The organism is Rothia sp. HMSC072B04, assembly GCF_001813725.1.
Classification (GTDB): Bacteria; Actinomycetota; Actinomycetes; order Actinomycetales; family Micrococcaceae; genus Rothia; species Rothia mucilaginosa.
Genome location: NZ_KV813815.1, coordinates 82116 through 96910, shown reverse-complemented (window position 1 = coordinate 96910; position 14795 = coordinate 82116). Strand labels below are relative to the sequence as shown.

9 protein-coding genes and 1 pseudogene are annotated in these 14795 nt (G+C 56.8%); 8 read left to right on the top strand and 2 right to left on the bottom strand.

Going from position 1 to position 14795, the window contains the following annotated elements:
- Window positions 1-19: 19 nt before the first annotated feature.
- Together HMPREF2928_RS08685 and cls are read right to left on the bottom strand one after the other, a co-directional pair.
- Window positions 20-577 carry a hypothetical protein gene (locus tag HMPREF2928_RS08685; protein WP_005507226.1) on the bottom strand — a complete coding sequence of 186 codons (558 nt, stop codon included), beginning with the start codon at window positions 575-577 and terminating at the stop codon, window positions 20-22.
- Window positions 578-639: 62 nt separating this feature from the next.
- Window positions 640-2118: a cardiolipin synthase gene (cls, locus tag HMPREF2928_RS08680; RefSeq protein WP_070688280.1), complete on the bottom strand. Its 1479-nt coding sequence runs from the start codon at window positions 2116-2118 to the stop codon at window positions 640-642.
- 179 nt (window positions 2119-2297) lie between these two features.
- Between cls and HMPREF2928_RS08675 the strand changes: the two genes are divergently transcribed.
- From HMPREF2928_RS08675 to HMPREF2928_RS08640, 8 genes and pseudogenes are all read left to right on the top strand, one after another.
- Window positions 2298-2969: a TetR/AcrR family transcriptional regulator gene (locus HMPREF2928_RS08675; RefSeq protein ID WP_005509236.1), complete on the top strand. Its 672-nt coding sequence runs from the start codon at window positions 2298-2300 to the stop codon at window positions 2967-2969.
- Window positions 2970-3112: 143 nt separating this feature from the next.
- Window positions 3113-4855 (top strand): MDR family MFS transporter, encoded by a 1743-nt coding sequence (locus HMPREF2928_RS08670; protein WP_070688276.1) that lies wholly within the window; start codon window positions 3113-3115, stop codon window positions 4853-4855.
- A 526-nt stretch (window positions 4856-5381) separates the two neighbouring features.
- Complete coding sequence (locus tag HMPREF2928_RS08665; protein WP_005507218.1) at window positions 5382-6377, top strand: ABC transporter permease; 996 nt, start codon at window positions 5382-5384, stop codon at window positions 6375-6377.
- Window positions 6374-7375, top strand: a complete 1002-nt coding sequence (locus HMPREF2928_RS08660; RefSeq protein WP_005507216.1) for an ABC transporter permease — start codon at window positions 6374-6376, stop codon at window positions 7373-7375. Before HMPREF2928_RS08665 ends, HMPREF2928_RS08660 begins: the two co-directional genes overlap by 4 nt.
- Window positions 7375-9468 carry an ABC transporter ATP-binding protein gene (locus tag HMPREF2928_RS08655; RefSeq protein ID WP_070685241.1) on the top strand — a complete coding sequence of 698 codons (2094 nt, stop codon included), beginning with the start codon at window positions 7375-7377 and terminating at the stop codon, window positions 9466-9468. The genes HMPREF2928_RS08660 and HMPREF2928_RS08655 overlap by 1 nt, the downstream gene beginning before the upstream one ends.
- A gap of 429 nt (window positions 9469-9897) precedes the next feature.
- Window positions 9898-11595, top strand: a complete 1698-nt coding sequence (locus HMPREF2928_RS08650) for an ABC transporter family substrate-binding protein (protein WP_070483309.1) — start codon at window positions 9898-9900, stop codon at window positions 11593-11595.
- 368 nt (window positions 11596-11963) lie between these two features.
- Window positions 11964-13694: an ABC transporter family substrate-binding protein gene (locus tag HMPREF2928_RS08645; protein WP_070688094.1), complete on the top strand. Its 1731-nt coding sequence runs from the start codon at window positions 11964-11966 to the stop codon at window positions 13692-13694.
- A 408-nt stretch (window positions 13695-14102) separates the two neighbouring features.
- A pseudogene (locus HMPREF2928_RS08640) lies at window positions 14103-14795 on the top strand (ABC transporter family substrate-binding protein); the annotation flags it as partial.

The following is a 14795-nucleotide window of genomic DNA, read 5'->3' as shown; positions in this document are numbered from 1 at the left end:
GGGGGGGGGAGCTTTTAGGTTATTTACCAGCGTGGGTGAACATAATCTTCACAATCGCAAGAACAATAACGGCGAGGGTGAGCCACACGGCGCTTCGGACAGTACGCCAGCAGATTGGCTCGCCGCGGTAGCGAGCAATCGCGAAGTTGAGGGTAAAAATACGCCACACCACGGTCACAAGACAGAGAATAATAGTGCAGTCAAAAATGATGTCGTAGGTGCCGCCGGGCGGTAGGAATGTCGCCAGAATCAGGAGCGCCACGGGGTACACGGTCGTACCCAGAATAGGGCTCGCGTTGCCCAGCGCGTGCTTGACGAAATCTCGCGGCGGGGTGCCGCCGTGCAGCACCCGGTACTCCTGCATTTCTGAGATGACGTGGGCAATGTAGGTGGTCAGACCGGTACCCGTAATGTAGAGGATTGCGGTGCCGTCAAAGATCGCGTTCGCGTCGTGAATGCTCAGCAGAGCCGCCAGCACCAAGAAATTACCGTAGGTGTACGCAGAGATACGGTGAGCAACGTCGTGCGCATCGAGTTCAGCGAATTTACGGCGTGCTTTACGGAATAGAAGGGGCATTCGATAGTCCTTTGGCGGGTGCGGGGATGAAAACTCAGACCCCCGAGTGTGTGACAAATAGCTTAGAGGAGCGATGACCACAGTCGGCAGAGGTTCTCCACCATCTTGATGCGGCGCGGGCGCTCCGCCCACTGGGTGTACAGCAGCTCGGTGCAGACCTGCTCGTATTCGGCGCATACTTCATCCAGCATCGCGACCATGCCGCGGTCAATGACGAACGTTGACACTTCCATGTTCAGTGAGAAGGAACGCGGGTCCATATTGGACGAGCCAATGAACGTAATTTCGTCGTCGACCATCATGAACTTGGAGTGCAACACGGTCGGGCTGGGGTACTGCAGAATACGCACACCCGCCTGCAGCAGCTGCTCGTAGTAGGAACGCTGCGCCATGTTCGGCAGGAACTGGTCGCCCTTCTCGCACACAATCACGGTGGTTTCAATACCGGAGTAGGCGGCGTTCGTGAGTGCCTGCAGTAGGGTCTCTTCGGGCACGAAGTAGGGCGAGCAGATGGTAATACGCCGCTCGGCGTTGTAGATCAGGTAGTTAATGAGGCGCAGGTTGTTTTCGGTTTCAAAACCGGGGCCGGAGGGCACAACCTGGGCGCGCATCCCATCCTTGTAGTAGGGGATATTGGTGTTAATTTCTGCCAGGATCAGCTGGTTCGTTTCGGAGTACCAGTCGGAGACGAAAACGGCGTTGAGCTCTTCAACGATGGGGCCGGTGCAGGAGAAGGTCAGGTCCTTCCACTCCAAGCCCTTCTTAATGTTTTCGGGCATGTCGTAGGAGCGGTGAATAGCGTTCTGCGAACCGGAGAACGCGACGCGTCCGTCCACGACGAGGACCTTGCGGTGGTTACGCAGGTCGGGTCGCTGCCACTTGAGTTTCCACGGTTTGAGCGGCAGCATGAGGCGCCACTGCATACCCGAGTCGTTGAGCATTTTCACGAGTTTCTTATAGGACGGGTATTTGCGGGAGCCGATGTGGTCGAGGAGTACGCGCACCTGTACACCGCGTTCGTGGGCTGCGAAGAGGGCGTCCCAGAGGACTGCGCTCGCCTCGTCGTAGGCGGTGATGTAGAACTCGAAGTGCACGTATTTGGTGGCGCGGTCGACTTCTTCCGCCATGGCGACCATTGCCTCGTGGTTGTCGGTGTGGAGGGTGAATTGGTTGCCGCCGACCAGGGGGAGTGAGCCCAGGGTGTAGTTGAGCTGGCTGGCTGCCTTTGCGGGGTCGGAGAGGTCGTCGGTGCGGGTGAGGAAGGGCTTGTTCTCGCTGACTTCGCGGATCAAGTCGTTCATGGCGTGTTGGCGTGCGCGGCGGTAGGCGGGCAGGCGCGAGGAGCCGAAGACGAGGAATGCGATGAACCCTACGAAGGGGATGAAGAAGATGGCCATGAGCCAGCCCAGGGCAACCACGGGTTTGCGGTTGTAGGGGAGCCAACAGAGGGCTGCGAGTCGGATGAGGATATCGGCGATGCCGAGTGCGAGGCGTAGCCAGTCTGGCAGGAAGTCGAGGGAGGTGGGGGCAAACAAGTTCACCCGTCTATTATGCCAGTATTTCGTGTGGGGCTGGGGGGGGGGAGTGGGTTTGCCGCTTCGTATGTAATGTGCCGGTATTGTGTGCTGGCGGTGGGGGTGGAGCTTAGCCGGCTATGCTGTGAGCCTTAACGCTAAAAATGCACTTGAGCATTGTGTGCAGTGATGAAATAATTGCAGTTATGCAGAAAAAGGAACAGAGCCTTCGCGAACGCCGCCGCGAACAAACCTGGACGGCAATCCACGAAGCAGCCCTCAAACGCGTCCGCGACCACGGGATGCGCGGAACCACCGTTGAAGAAATTGCCCAGGAGGCGGGCGTCTCCCCGCGTACCTTCTTCAACTACTTCCCCTCCAAAGAGGACGCCGTTCTGGGTCTGCGTGAACCGGTGGTCAGCGAGGAAATCCTCGAAACAGACCGCGCCCACGAGGACGACAACACCATCATTCGTGTAACCCACCTTCTCTGGGAGGTCATTTTCCAGAGCTTCCACTACGCCAATGGCAAGGACCCCCGAGCTCCCTTTCAGGAGTTCCCCGAGTCCGCGAAACGAATGAAAATGCACTACATGAAGTGCGAACAGGTGCTCACCGAGTACCTGAACACTATTGACTGGGTGGCTTTTGATGCTGCCGGTCGCCGCGGCCCTTTCCCGCGCCGAACCCCCGCTGACCCGCTGACCGATCACTTCCGGGAGCGATCACGCGCAAAGGTCCAGCTTGCCTCCGCGGTGCTTCGTCAGCTGGAGTTCGCCCGCGACCTGGAAGACAAAGAGGATATCGCCCGCCATATCCGCCAGACGGTGAAGACCTTCCAGTTCCTGCTTTTTGAGCAGAACCGACCGGCAATTTAGCGGCGGTTCACTGCTACAAATGACAAAAGCCCGCCGGAACCAAATCGGGGCGACCAAATCGGGGCGACCGATTCGAGCAACCGAATCAAGAACCTGGCGGATACTCACAACAGACATATATAGAACGTAACTAAGGATTATCGATGAGTACAGAGGAAAAGAAGCTACCTCAGCCGCCAGCCGGCGAGGCTAAGCAGGAAAGTAAAAACCGCATCCGCGCCATGTTCCTGGGCCTGGTCATTGTGATGCTCATGTCCTCGCTGAACCAAACGATTCTGGCGCCGTCGCTGCCCACGATTGTGGGTGAGCTTCACGGCGTGGAGCACATGAGCTGGGTGATTACTATTTTCATCCTGCTTTCGACGATTACGATGCCGGTCTACGGCAAGCTTTCTGACCAGTTCGGACGCAAGCCCTTCCTGATTTTTGCGATTGTCGCTTTCATGGCGGGTTCGATTGTTGGTGCGCTCGCTCAGGACATGAACTGGCTGATTTTTGCTCGTGCCCTGCAGGGTCTGGGCGGCGGCGGTCTGATGATTCTTTCTCAGGCTGTGATTGCTGATGTGATTCCTCCCCGCGACCGTGGCCGCTACATGGGTATTATCGGTGGCGTTTTTGCGTTCTCGTCGGTGGCTGGTCCGCTGATTGGTGGCTGGATTACTGAGGGGCCGGGTTGGCGTTGGGCGTTCTGGCTGAACCTGCCGCTGGCTATTCTGTCGATTCTTGCGGTGATTTTCTTGCTGCCGCACCGCCCGTTCCGTGAGCGTGAGAAGCACAGCATCGACTACCTTGGCTCGCTGATTCTGATGGCGGGTACGAGTGCGCTGGTGCTTGCCACGATTTGGGGCGGTAACCAGTACGGGTGGGCTTCGCCGCAGATTATTGGTCTGCTGATTTTCTCGGTGGTTGCTGCGCTGGTGTTCATCCCGGTGGAGAACCGTGCGGCTGAGCCGGTCATGCCCATGTACCTGTTCAAGAACCGTAACTTCTTGCTGACTCTGGGCGCTTCGCTGGCGCTGGGTGTGGCAATGTTTGGTGCGGTGGAGTATATCCCGACTTATCTGCAGATGGCGCTGGGTGTGAGCGCTACGGTGGCCGGTCTGCTGATGATTCCGATGATGGGTGTCATGCTGGTGGTGTCGATTGTGACGGGCCGCGTGGTGTCGAAGAGCGGTCGCTACAAGCGTTACGTGACGAGCGGTACCGCGATTGTGGCGCTGGGCCTGTTCCTGCTGTCGACCGTGACTATTGAGACTCCGACCTGGCTGTTCTGTGTGTACCTCGCGGTGATGGGTGCCGGTCTGGGTATGTCCATGCAGTTCTTGACTCTGATTGTTCAGAATGCGTTCCCGGTGAGTGTGGTTGGTACCGCGACGGCGTCGAATAACTTCTTCCGTCAGGTGGGTGCTACTGTGGGTGCCTCGCTGGTGGGTGGTCTGTTTACCTCGCGTCTGACCTCGCTGATTTCTGAGCGTATGCCGCAGCAGGCGCTGCAGTCTTCGGGTAGCCATGCGTCTTCGTCTCTGACTCCTGAGCTGGTGGCGTCTTTGCCGGAGCCGGTGCACGGCATCATTGTGAATGCCTATAACGATGCGTTGATTCCGCTGTTCCTGTACCTGGTGCCGCTGGGTCTGGTGTCTACGCTGCTTCTGTTCTTCATTCGTGAGGATGCGTTGGCGACGACCCTGGAGACTGAGCCGGCTGTTGATATTGCTCGTGCGGCGACTGGCGCGATTCCGGTGATTACTCCGGAGATGGCGGCTAAGGATGCTGAGGCTCTGAAGAGCATGCACGCCTCTGCTCGTGCTCGTATTGATGAGTCGTTGAGCTCGGAGGCTTCGCCTGAGGCGGGTTCTTCGGAGGATGGCGGCTCCTCGCGTTCTTAGAATGAGGGATAACGAAAAGGTGCGCGCCGGAGGCGTTGCCTTCCTATATAAGCGGCGCCCCGGTGCGAGTCGTGTGCTCGTGCCGGGGCGCCGTTTTTGGCTGAGTTGCCTTAAATAGCGCGCTTAAGAGGTGTGCCTTAGTGCTTGGTTTAGGGGTTGGAAGTGTTGGTTTAGTCCCTTAAATAGTGGGTTTACGTGGTGTTTTGCCCCATTAAAGCGCTTATCGAAAAGGTTATTACGTCCCTATGTCGAGAGAATTGTTTCCGATGTAAAATTTTCGTAAAAATTGTTAATCCGCCCCTTTTCCCCGGTATTCCGGGGCATTTTTTTACCCAGCTCCCTTTTAGCTTGCATACAGGCTGTTCTAAGGGGTGAAAGTGCCCAATGTGGGTTTGGTGGAAGTGTTACAGGCTATATAAGATAAAGTACATATGCTCCTAGTGACAGTCATCACGAAGCAGTGCGCTAGGACAGCATGACACACATGCCTTAACACCGACATCTACACAAGGAGGGGAACCGTCCCATGTTTAGGTACATCCTCCAGCGATCGCTGACGTACCTCGTCATGGTCTTTATTACGACCACGATGGGTTACTTTGCAGCGGTTACTGCCCTGAAGCCTGCCCTCTTGGAGCAGGAAAAGGTTCCGAAGCCTAGCCCCGAGCAGGTGAACCGTAACTTCGCATCCCTGGGTCTCGATCCCGAAATGAACCCCTGGGACCGCTACGTTCAGTGGCTGACCAATGTGGTCACCAAGTTCGATTGGGGCCGTAGCCCCAACGGCGCGTACATTAACCAGGAATTTGGCCAGCGCGTGTGGGTTTCTACCCGCCTGCTGCTGGTGGCTACCATTCTCTCGATTGTGATTGGTATTGCCCTGGGTGTGTACTCGGCAGCTCGCCAGTACAAGTTCTCTGACCGTGTTATCACCGGTTACTCCTACCTGGTCTACATCATCCCCGCTCCCGTTGCTTACTTCGTGGTGCAGCAGGGCGCGACCACTATCAACAACATCGCCGTTGCTAATGGTGGAGAGAAGATTTTCTATGTGACCGGTATTTCGACTCCGGGTCTGACCGGATTCTGGGAAATCACCATGGATATGGCGGCGCACTACGTCGTGCCGACCTTCTGTATGACCATCTTCGGTTGGGCTGGTTACCAGATTGCACAGCGTCAGTACCTGCTCGATAACGTGAACGCTGACTTCGTGCGTACCGCTCGTGCTAAGGGCTTGACCCGTAACCAGGCGATTACTCGCCACGCACTGCGCGTCTCCTTCATCCCCGTGGCACAGTCCATCGCGTACCAGATTCCGATGATTTTTGCGGGTGCATTCTTCGCCGAGACCGTCTTTGCATGGCCCGGTATCGGTAAGTGGTCGATTGACTCCATTTCCGCGCAGGACGTGAACGCTGCGACCGTGACCCTCGCGTACGGTTCTGCACTGTTCGCTGTCGGTGCGATCATCGCTGATATCGCTACCACCATCGTCGACCCCCGAGTGAGGATCTCATGAGTCAGGTAACTGCAACTTCCTCCGTACCGGTGGTACAGGAGAACGGTGACTTCAAGGTCATCAACAAGAGCGTTATTATTCTGCGCCGCTTCCTGCGTAACAAGGCTGCAGTCTTCGGTCTGTGCGTGTTCATCGGCATGGGTCTGTTCGGTCTGTTCGGTAAGTACCTGACCAAGTACAAGCCCAACGACATTGACTACATGGCGCTGGGTGAAGGCCCCTCGGCCGAGCACTGGTTCGGTACCACCATCGCGGGTAATGACGTGTTCGCCATGATGTCTGAGGCCGTCTGGACCTCTCTCCAGATTGGTGTGGTCGTCGGTTTGGCCACTGTGTTCATCTCCGCAGTTTACGGTTGTGTGATGGCGTACTTCGGTGGCTGGATTGACAAGATTATGCTGTTCATCCTCGAGACCCTGATCATGGTTCCCTCGCTGCTGATTCTGGCAATTCTGATCAACGGTCAGGTTGGTAAGCAGATTCAGAAGAGCGTCCCCACCTGGGTTCTGCTCTCTGCAGTGCTGATTGCCTTCGGCTGGATGGGTAGCGCCCGTGTTATTCGTGCAATGGCGCAGTCCCTCATCAACCGCGACTTCGTGAAGGCTGCACGCTACATGGGTGTGCACCCCTTCAAGATTGTGATGCGCCACCTGGTTCCGAACATTGGCTCCCTGCTGGTTCTGAACTTCACCAGCGGCATCATGGGCGCTGTGCTCTCTGAGGTCGCTTACTCCTTCATCGGCATCGGTATTAAGTACCCCAACTACTCGCTGGGCTCGCTGATTTCGGATGCTTCGCAGCAGATTAACACCCTGCCGCACATGTTCTGGTTCCCGGTTCTGTTCTTCTTCCTGCTGGTTGGTCCGCTGGCCCTCATGAACGACGGTCTGCGTGACGCATTCGACCCGACTTCGATGTCGGTCGGTAAGATCAAGAAGTCCAAGAAGAACGAGAAGGCAGAGGCACCCGCTGCCGCTGCAAAGGAGGCGAAGAACTAATGAGTACCTCTCCCGTTCTGAGCGTTAAGGACCTCAACGTCCGCTTCAACACTGAGAATGGCGTCGTGCACGCTGTTCGCGGTGTGAACTTTGACCTGTACCCCGGTAAGACCCTGGGTATCGTGGGTGAGTCCGGTTCCGGTAAGTCCGTTGCCTCCATGGCGATTATGGGCCTGCACCCGACCACCGCTGACATCACCGGCTCGATTAAGTACAACGGTACCGAGCTGCTGGGTCTGAGCGATAAGGAAATGTGCGCATACCGCGGCAAGGAGATCTCCATGGTCTTCCAGGATCCGCTGTCCTCCCTGACCCCCGTGTACACCATTGGTGATCAGATCGCTGAGGTGCTCAAGGTCCACAACAAGGGCATGAGCAAGCAGGCTATCAAGGACCGTTCCATCGAGCTGATGCGTATGGTGGGTATTCCTTCGCCGGCTGACCGCCTGCGTTCCTTCCCGCACGAGTTCTCCGGTGGTATGCGTCAGCGCATCATGATCGCTATGGCGATTGCGAATGACCCCCGCGTGCTCATCGCCGATGAGCCCACCACCGCGCTGGATGTGACCATTCAGGCGCAGGTGCTGGAGGTTATGCAGAAGGCTCAGGAAGAGACCGGCGCAGCGACCATCATGATTACCCACGACCTCGGTGTTGTGGCTGGTATGGCTGACGACATTCTGGTGATGTACGCCGGTAAGCCGGTGGAGATTGCGAAGGCAGAAGACCTGTACAAGCATCCCTCCCACCCGTACACCATCGGTCTGCTGGGTGCGGTCCCGCGTGTGGACCGTTCCGAGAAGGTCTCCCTGGTTCCGATTGAGGGTACCCCTCCGAACCTGATTAACCCGGTGACCGCGTGCTCCTTCCGCCCGCGTTGCCCCATCGCTAAGAGCGGTGGCCAGTGCTGCCAGGACTCCAACGGCGAGCCCGATCTGCAGCTGCTGGAAGGCGTTGGCGAGGGTCACTACTCCTCCTGCACCATCTCTCAGGAGCTGGTCGGTAAGACCGCTGACGAGCTGTACCCGGTTCCGGAACCCCCGGTATCGAAGTACGACGGTATTCCGCGTGAGGAGCGTGCCCCCGTCCTGGAGGTCCGCAACGTCAAGAAGCACTTCCCGCTCATGAAGGGTGCACTGATTAAGCGCCGCGTGGGCACTGTGAAGGCTGTGAACGGCCTGTCCTTCGATATTCGTGAGGGCGAGTGCTTCTCCATTGTGGGTGAGTCCGGTTGTGGTAAGACCACCACCCTGCTGGAAATCATGGAGTTCAATAAGAACACCGACGGTGAGATTCTGATTAACGGAACCTCCACCAAGGACGGCAAGTCCGCAGGTGAGATTCTTGAGCTGCGTAAGAACCAGCAGATGGTGTTCCAGGACCCCACCGGTGCTCTGGATCCGCGCTTTACCGTTTACGAGGTGCTGGCTGAGCCCCTGGAAAACCAGGGCATGAACAAGGCAGACATCAAGAAGCGCGTCATCGAGCTGATGCACATTGTGGGTCTGCAGCCTGACCACGTGAACCGCTTCCCGAACCAGTTCTCTGGTGGTCAGCGTCAGCGTATCGGTATTGCTCGTGCGCTTGCTGTGAACCCCAAGCTCGTGGTTCTGGATGAGCCGGTGTCCGCACTGGACGTGTCCGTCCAGGCTGGTGTGATCAACCTTCTGGAGGAGCTGCGTGCAAACCTGGGTCTGAGCTACCTGATGGTTGCTCACGACCTCGCGGTGATTCGCCACGCATCCGACCGCGTTGCAGTGATGTACCTGGGTCGTATTGTTGAGATCGGTGACGTCGACCAGGTGTTCGACAACCCGATTCACCCGTACACCCGTGCACTGCTCTCGGCGATTCCGGTTCCGGACCCCGAGGTTGAGGCAAAGCGCCACCGCATTATGCTTGAGGGCGACCTGCCCACTCCGGTGAACGCGCCTAAGGGCTGTGGCTTCTCGAGCCGTTGCCCGGTCTTCAAGCTTCTGCCTGAGGACAAGAAGCGTCGTTGCTTGGAGGAGATGCCGGAACTGACCCCCGTTGAGGGCCAGGATCACGGTTATGCTTGCTACTACCCTGAGGCTGAGGCCGCTACGGTGTAGCTCTAGAGTCGGCTGAATAAGTCGCATGTGTGCCGAGGGGCGAATATTCGTTGAATATTCGCCCCTCGGGTTTTTTATGCCCGGTATTGGTGGGCTGTACGTTGTTCGAGATTGTCACCTAGTGAGACGGTGCGAGCCGCAGAATGTGGCGCTAGGCACTGAAATCCTCCAGGAAACAGATAAAACTGCACTGACTAGGTATAACCTTTCTCACCATTCAAGATATGAATATTTATGGAAGGGCTTTCCTGCCGGCAGTAAGCCATAATTAAGCCTGTGGGTGCGCCGCTAGGGGCGTACCTCAAGGAACACATTCATAGACCGGCACTAATTCATCGCTCACCGCAGCCTATTGCGGCGCATGAGCAGGGAACCCTTGACGCTTTCCTGCAGGATTATTGAGGGTCAAACGTATAAGAGGACACTCTCATGGAGAAGAATTTCATCCTGAACCGTCGTACCGTTCTCGGTGGCGCTGCAGCACTGGGTACCGCGGGCGTACTGGCTGCGTGCGGCTCGTCCAAGGACTCCAAGGCAACCACCCAGGGAGCAACCGCGGGTACCGATGCCAAGGAACTTTACGACATTGCTGAGACCGCTGTTTCGGACCTGAAGCAGGGCGGTACCCTGCGCCTGTCTGTGACTGCACTGGGTCCGAACTTCAACCTCTTCGGCACCGGTGTTACCTCCTACACCCAGGCTGCTCTGAGCCCCATGTACTACAGCGGTCTCTGGCAGGCTAACCCCATGGGTAAGCGCACCCTGTCTACCGACTTTGCAAAGAGCTTCGAAATCGCTGAGGAAAACGGTCTGCCCGTTGTCTCCATTGAGCTGAACCCCCAGGCTAAGTTCAACGACGGTACCCCCATCGACTACAAGGCGCTGCAGGCTACCTGGAACATCCTCAAGAGCGTCGATGGCGACTACAAGATTGAGACCAGCGGTATCTACAGCAGCGTTGGCTCCGTTGAGCGCGACGGTGATGACTTCAAGGTCAAGGTCACTTTCGCAAAGCCGTACTACCCCCTGAACATCCTCTTCGGTGAAATTCTGCACCCGGCTCTGCTGGATAAGAACCTCTTCAACGAAGGCTTCGTGGACAACCCGCACCCCGAATACGCTACTGGTCCCTTCACTGTAGCTGAGGGCGGCTGGAACTCCTCCGAGAAGACCCTGACCCTGACCCGCAATGACAAGTGGTGGGGCGAGAAGCCTGTTCTGGAGCGCATCGTCTTCCGTCAGATGGATTCCGCTGCTGAGCGTGCGGCGTTCAAGAACGATGAAATTGACGCTGCTCCCGCTACCGCTGCTGCAAGCTACAAGGAGCTGAAGGAAATTGCTAACACCGAGATGCGTCGCGGTGTTCGCCTCTTCTCCGGCGGCATGGTCATGAACCCCGCCCGCATGCAGGACGTTGCTCTGCGCCGCGCTGTGGTCGCTGGCATGAACCGTGAGGCAATTGCCAAGGTTCGTTTCCAGGGTCTGGATTACGAAGAGAAGCAGCCCGGTTCGATGATTCACATGCCCTTCTCCGAGTACTACCAGGATGTCTACCCGACCCCGAACAACGATGCAGCTGCTGCATCGAAGATTCTGGAAGAGGCAGGTTACACCAAGAACGGCGAGTTCTACGAGAAGGACGGCAAGCAGGCTGCCTTCAAGTACTCCGTCTTCGGCGAGGACCCCACCTCCAAGGCTGTTGCTCAGACCGTTGTTCAGCAGCTCAAGGCTGTCGGCATTAATGTTGAGCTCGAATCCCGCGCTGCAAGCGAATTCGGTAAGGCAATGCAGGCTAAGGACTACGACGCAACTGCATCGGGCTACGCTCTGAGTGACCCGGATGCTACCCAGGCTACCCAGCAGTTCTACCTGCGTGAGAAGCCCGAGGACGCTGGCACCGACGAAATCAATGAGATGATCGAGAAGATGAAGCTCATTGCTGACGACAAGGAACGCAACCTGGCATGTAACGAGATTGAGAAGAAGCACCTCTCTGAGATTGCTGTGCTGGTTCCGCTCTTCAATGGTCCCGAGTACAAGTTCGTCAAGAAGGGTCTGCGCAACTACGGCGTTTCCCTCTACCAGGGCAATGGTATTCACTGGGAGAAGGTCGGTTGGGCTAAGTAAGTCCTCTTCCCTTCACCTACTAGGTGAATAGCCTGGAGCTATATGAAAGTGTCCACCCGGATCATCCGGGTGGACACTTTTTGCATATCTGGAGGGGTGCTTTGGGTGCTTTTGTATATCGATGTAGGGGAGCGGTGGTATAGCTATCCGGAAAAATCCGAAAAATTCGCACAAAAACAGGGTATTCATGGTATGAATATTCAGAAAATACGATAAATATTAAGAAATATTGTGAAAATGCTTGGTTTCCGCTCCCGAGGTGCGCTACAGTGGAGTCATACAAAGTTATGCAGTGCTCTGTATAAATAATCATTACTTCGGGGATACGGGATAAACCCGCCCGCACAAGACAGAAGGAAACCACTCCCATGACCGCCAACACCGCATACACCGCGAGCAGCCACGAAGCGACCAAGAACAGCTTCAGCCGCCGCGCCCTCATTGGCGGCACCGCGGCTCTGGGAGCTGTAGGTCTGCTCAGTGCCTGCGGCAACGGCAGCGCAAGCTCTGAGAAGACCAAGGCAGCCGGCGCCGGTGCCAATATCGAAGACCTCTACAACATCAACGCTCAGGACGTGAACAGCCTGAAGAAGGGCGGCACCCTGCGCCTGCCCGCCGGATCCATCGGTCCGAACTTCAATTTCTACACCCAGAGCGGTAACACCAGCGATAACGTCAACGTTATGAGCACCATCAGCCAGGCCGGCATGTGGAACCTCGACTTTGACGGCACCTACAAGCTGAACACCGACTTCGCTGTCTCCTTCGAGCACAGCAAGAAGGACGATAAGATTCAGGTTGCCGTCAAGCTCAACCCCAAGGCTGTCTTCAACGATGGCACCCCCATCACCTACAAGGCGCTCCAGTCCACCTGGAACATCTTCAAGAGCCTGGATAACGGCTACAACATCGTCACCAGCGGCATCTACGAATTCGTTGAATCCGTAGAAAAGGGCGAAGACGACTACAGCGCAACCGTCACTTTCTCCAAGCCCTTCTACCCGCTGCAGAGCCTCTTCTCTGAGATTCTGCACCCCGCACTGGAAGACGTCGAGCTCTTCAACAACGGCTTCGTGGATGAGCCCCACCCCGAGTACTGGGCTGGCCCCTTCACCCTGGCGGATAAGGGCTGGGACTCCACCGCGAAGACCTTCAGTGTTGTGCCCAATGACAAGTGGTGGGGCACCAAGCCCCTGCTGGACAAGATTGTCTTTACCCAGATGGAGTCCAGCGCTGCACGTGCCGCGTTCAAGAACGATGAAATTGACGCTATCGGTGCGAGCACCTCCTCCACCTATGCCGAGGTGAAGAACATTGCGGGTACCGAACTGCGTAAGGGCACCCGCCTCTACGCCGGTGGCCTGGATATCAATCCCCGCCGCGTCAAGGATGCTGCCCTGCGTAAGGCAATCTTCGTCGGCACCAACCGTGAAGCACTCGCAAAGATTCAGTTCCAGGGTCTGCCCTACGAGGAAGCTATCCCCGGTTCGATGATTCATATGCCCTTCTCGCCCTACTACCAGGATTCTTACCCGACCCCGAATAATAGTGTTTCGGAGGCGCAGAAGATTCTGGAGGCCGCCGGCTACACCAAGAACGGCGACTACTACGAGAAGGACGGCACGAAGGCTGGCTGCGCAGTGGTGGTCTTCGGTGACGATCCGACCAACAAGGGTAAGGCTCAGACCTTCACTCAGCAGATGAAGGATGTCGGTATCGAGATCCGGATTGATCAGCACGCCGATAGCGAGTTCGCCACCATTCTGGGCAACTGGGACTACGATATTTCCTTCAGCGGCTACTCGGTCTCTGCTGACGCGACCGAGAGTACCAAGCAGTTCTACTACTCCGAGAACAACGAAGGTATCGGCAGCAAGGAAATCGATGCCCTCATCGACGCCATGACCCTCATTGAGGATGACAAGGAACGTAACCTCGCCTGCAACGAGATTGAGAAGAAGCACATGGCGGAGTTCGCCTTCCTGGGCACCATTACGAACGGTCCTGACTTTGTGATGGTCAAGAAGACTCTGGCTAACTACGGTCCGCGCCTGTACAAGTCGATGGACTGGGCTGCTGTGGGCTGGATGAACTCCTAAAAGGTGCCTGTCTTGCGAGCGGGTCGAATGCGTATATGCGCGTTCGGCCCGCTTTGCTGTGCCCGTTGGCTATTTCTGGAGGTGGGGGAGGGATGTTGCGCGAAGGGTGGTGGGGTTGTGCCGATGTGGATTTAGACCCGTTGCATTAGGGCTGGGCGTAATAATTGAGAAATATTTATCGTGTTGCGCGCCTGTAGTGATTTATGTGGTGTACACTACTAAAAATATTAAATGTGGCTTAGAACATAGCTTTAGGTCACATTATTTTGCATGGCTTGACCTGCCCGCCCATCACCGCAGATAGCAGGCGCTCCTACAGGCGGAAACCCCGCCTCCAGAGCACGCGAGCCACCCACTCTACACTGCAAACACTGCATCAGCGCAGTCCACACCCACAAGGAGCCCGTCATGAGCCCCCACCCCATCCCCTCCCTCTCCGGATTCAACCCGATCATGAGCCGCCGCGTACTGTTCGGCGGCGCAACCGCCGTCGCTGCTGCCGGCGTACTGAGCGCTTGTGGCTCCTCGTCCTCCAAGACCGAGCACAAGGCAAGCGAAACCCCGTTCTATGAAATCAACGAGCAGGATGCCTCGAAGCTCAAGCAGGGCGGTACCCTGAACCTGAGCACTTACTCCCTTGGTCCGGACTTCAACCGTTTCTCCCAGAACGGCTCCAGCACCTCCGTCTCCGAAACCATGGGCGTTATCGCCGGTGCCGGCATCTGGCGTAGCACCTTCAAGGGTGAAGACGAGCTCGACCCCAACTACTGCCTCGGCTTCGAAGCTAAGGAAGTAGACGGCAAGATTACCGCAGAGGTTCGCCTGAACCCCAAGGCAGTCTTCAACGACGGCACCCCCATCGACATCGACGCCCTCAAGGCAACCTGGCAGATCCAGCGTGACCCCGACGGTGAATACAAGATTGCCGCGGCAGGTATCTACGAGTACATCGAAAGCGTTGAAGCTATCGATGGCGACCGCTACCACGCACGCGTTGTTTTCAAGACTGCGCACAACCCCGTCAAGGGTCTGCTCTTTGGTGGAATCCTGCACCCGGCGATGCTCGACGTAAACCTCTTCAACGAAGGCTTCGTGGACAAC

Bases quoted from the DNA above. Each gene is read 5' to 3' on its own strand.
- HMPREF2928_RS08665 (WP_005507218.1), top strand. From the start codon at position 5,382: ATGTTTAGGTACATCCTCCAGCGATCGCTGACGTACCTCGTCATGGTC.
- HMPREF2928_RS08670 (WP_070688276.1), top strand. From the start codon at position 3,113: ATGAGTACAGAGGAAAAGAAGCTACCTCAGCCGCCAGCCGGCGAGGCT.
- HMPREF2928_RS08685 (WP_005507226.1), bottom strand. From the start codon at position 577: ATGCCCCTTCTATTCCGTAAAGCACGCCGTAAATTCGCTGAACTCGAT.
- HMPREF2928_RS08675 (WP_005509236.1), top strand. From the start codon at position 2,298: ATGCAGAAAAAGGAACAGAGCCTTCGCGAACGCCGCCGCGAACAAACC.
- HMPREF2928_RS08655 (WP_070685241.1), top strand. From the start codon at position 7,375: ATGAGTACCTCTCCCGTTCTGAGCGTTAAGGACCTCAACGTCCGCTTC.
- HMPREF2928_RS08650 (WP_070483309.1), top strand. From the start codon at position 9,898: ATGGAGAAGAATTTCATCCTGAACCGTCGTACCGTTCTCGGTGGCGCT.
- HMPREF2928_RS08660 (WP_005507216.1), top strand. From the start codon at position 6,374: ATGAGTCAGGTAACTGCAACTTCCTCCGTACCGGTGGTACAGGAGAAC.
- HMPREF2928_RS08645 (WP_070688094.1), top strand. From the start codon at position 11,964: ATGACCGCCAACACCGCATACACCGCGAGCAGCCACGAAGCGACCAAG.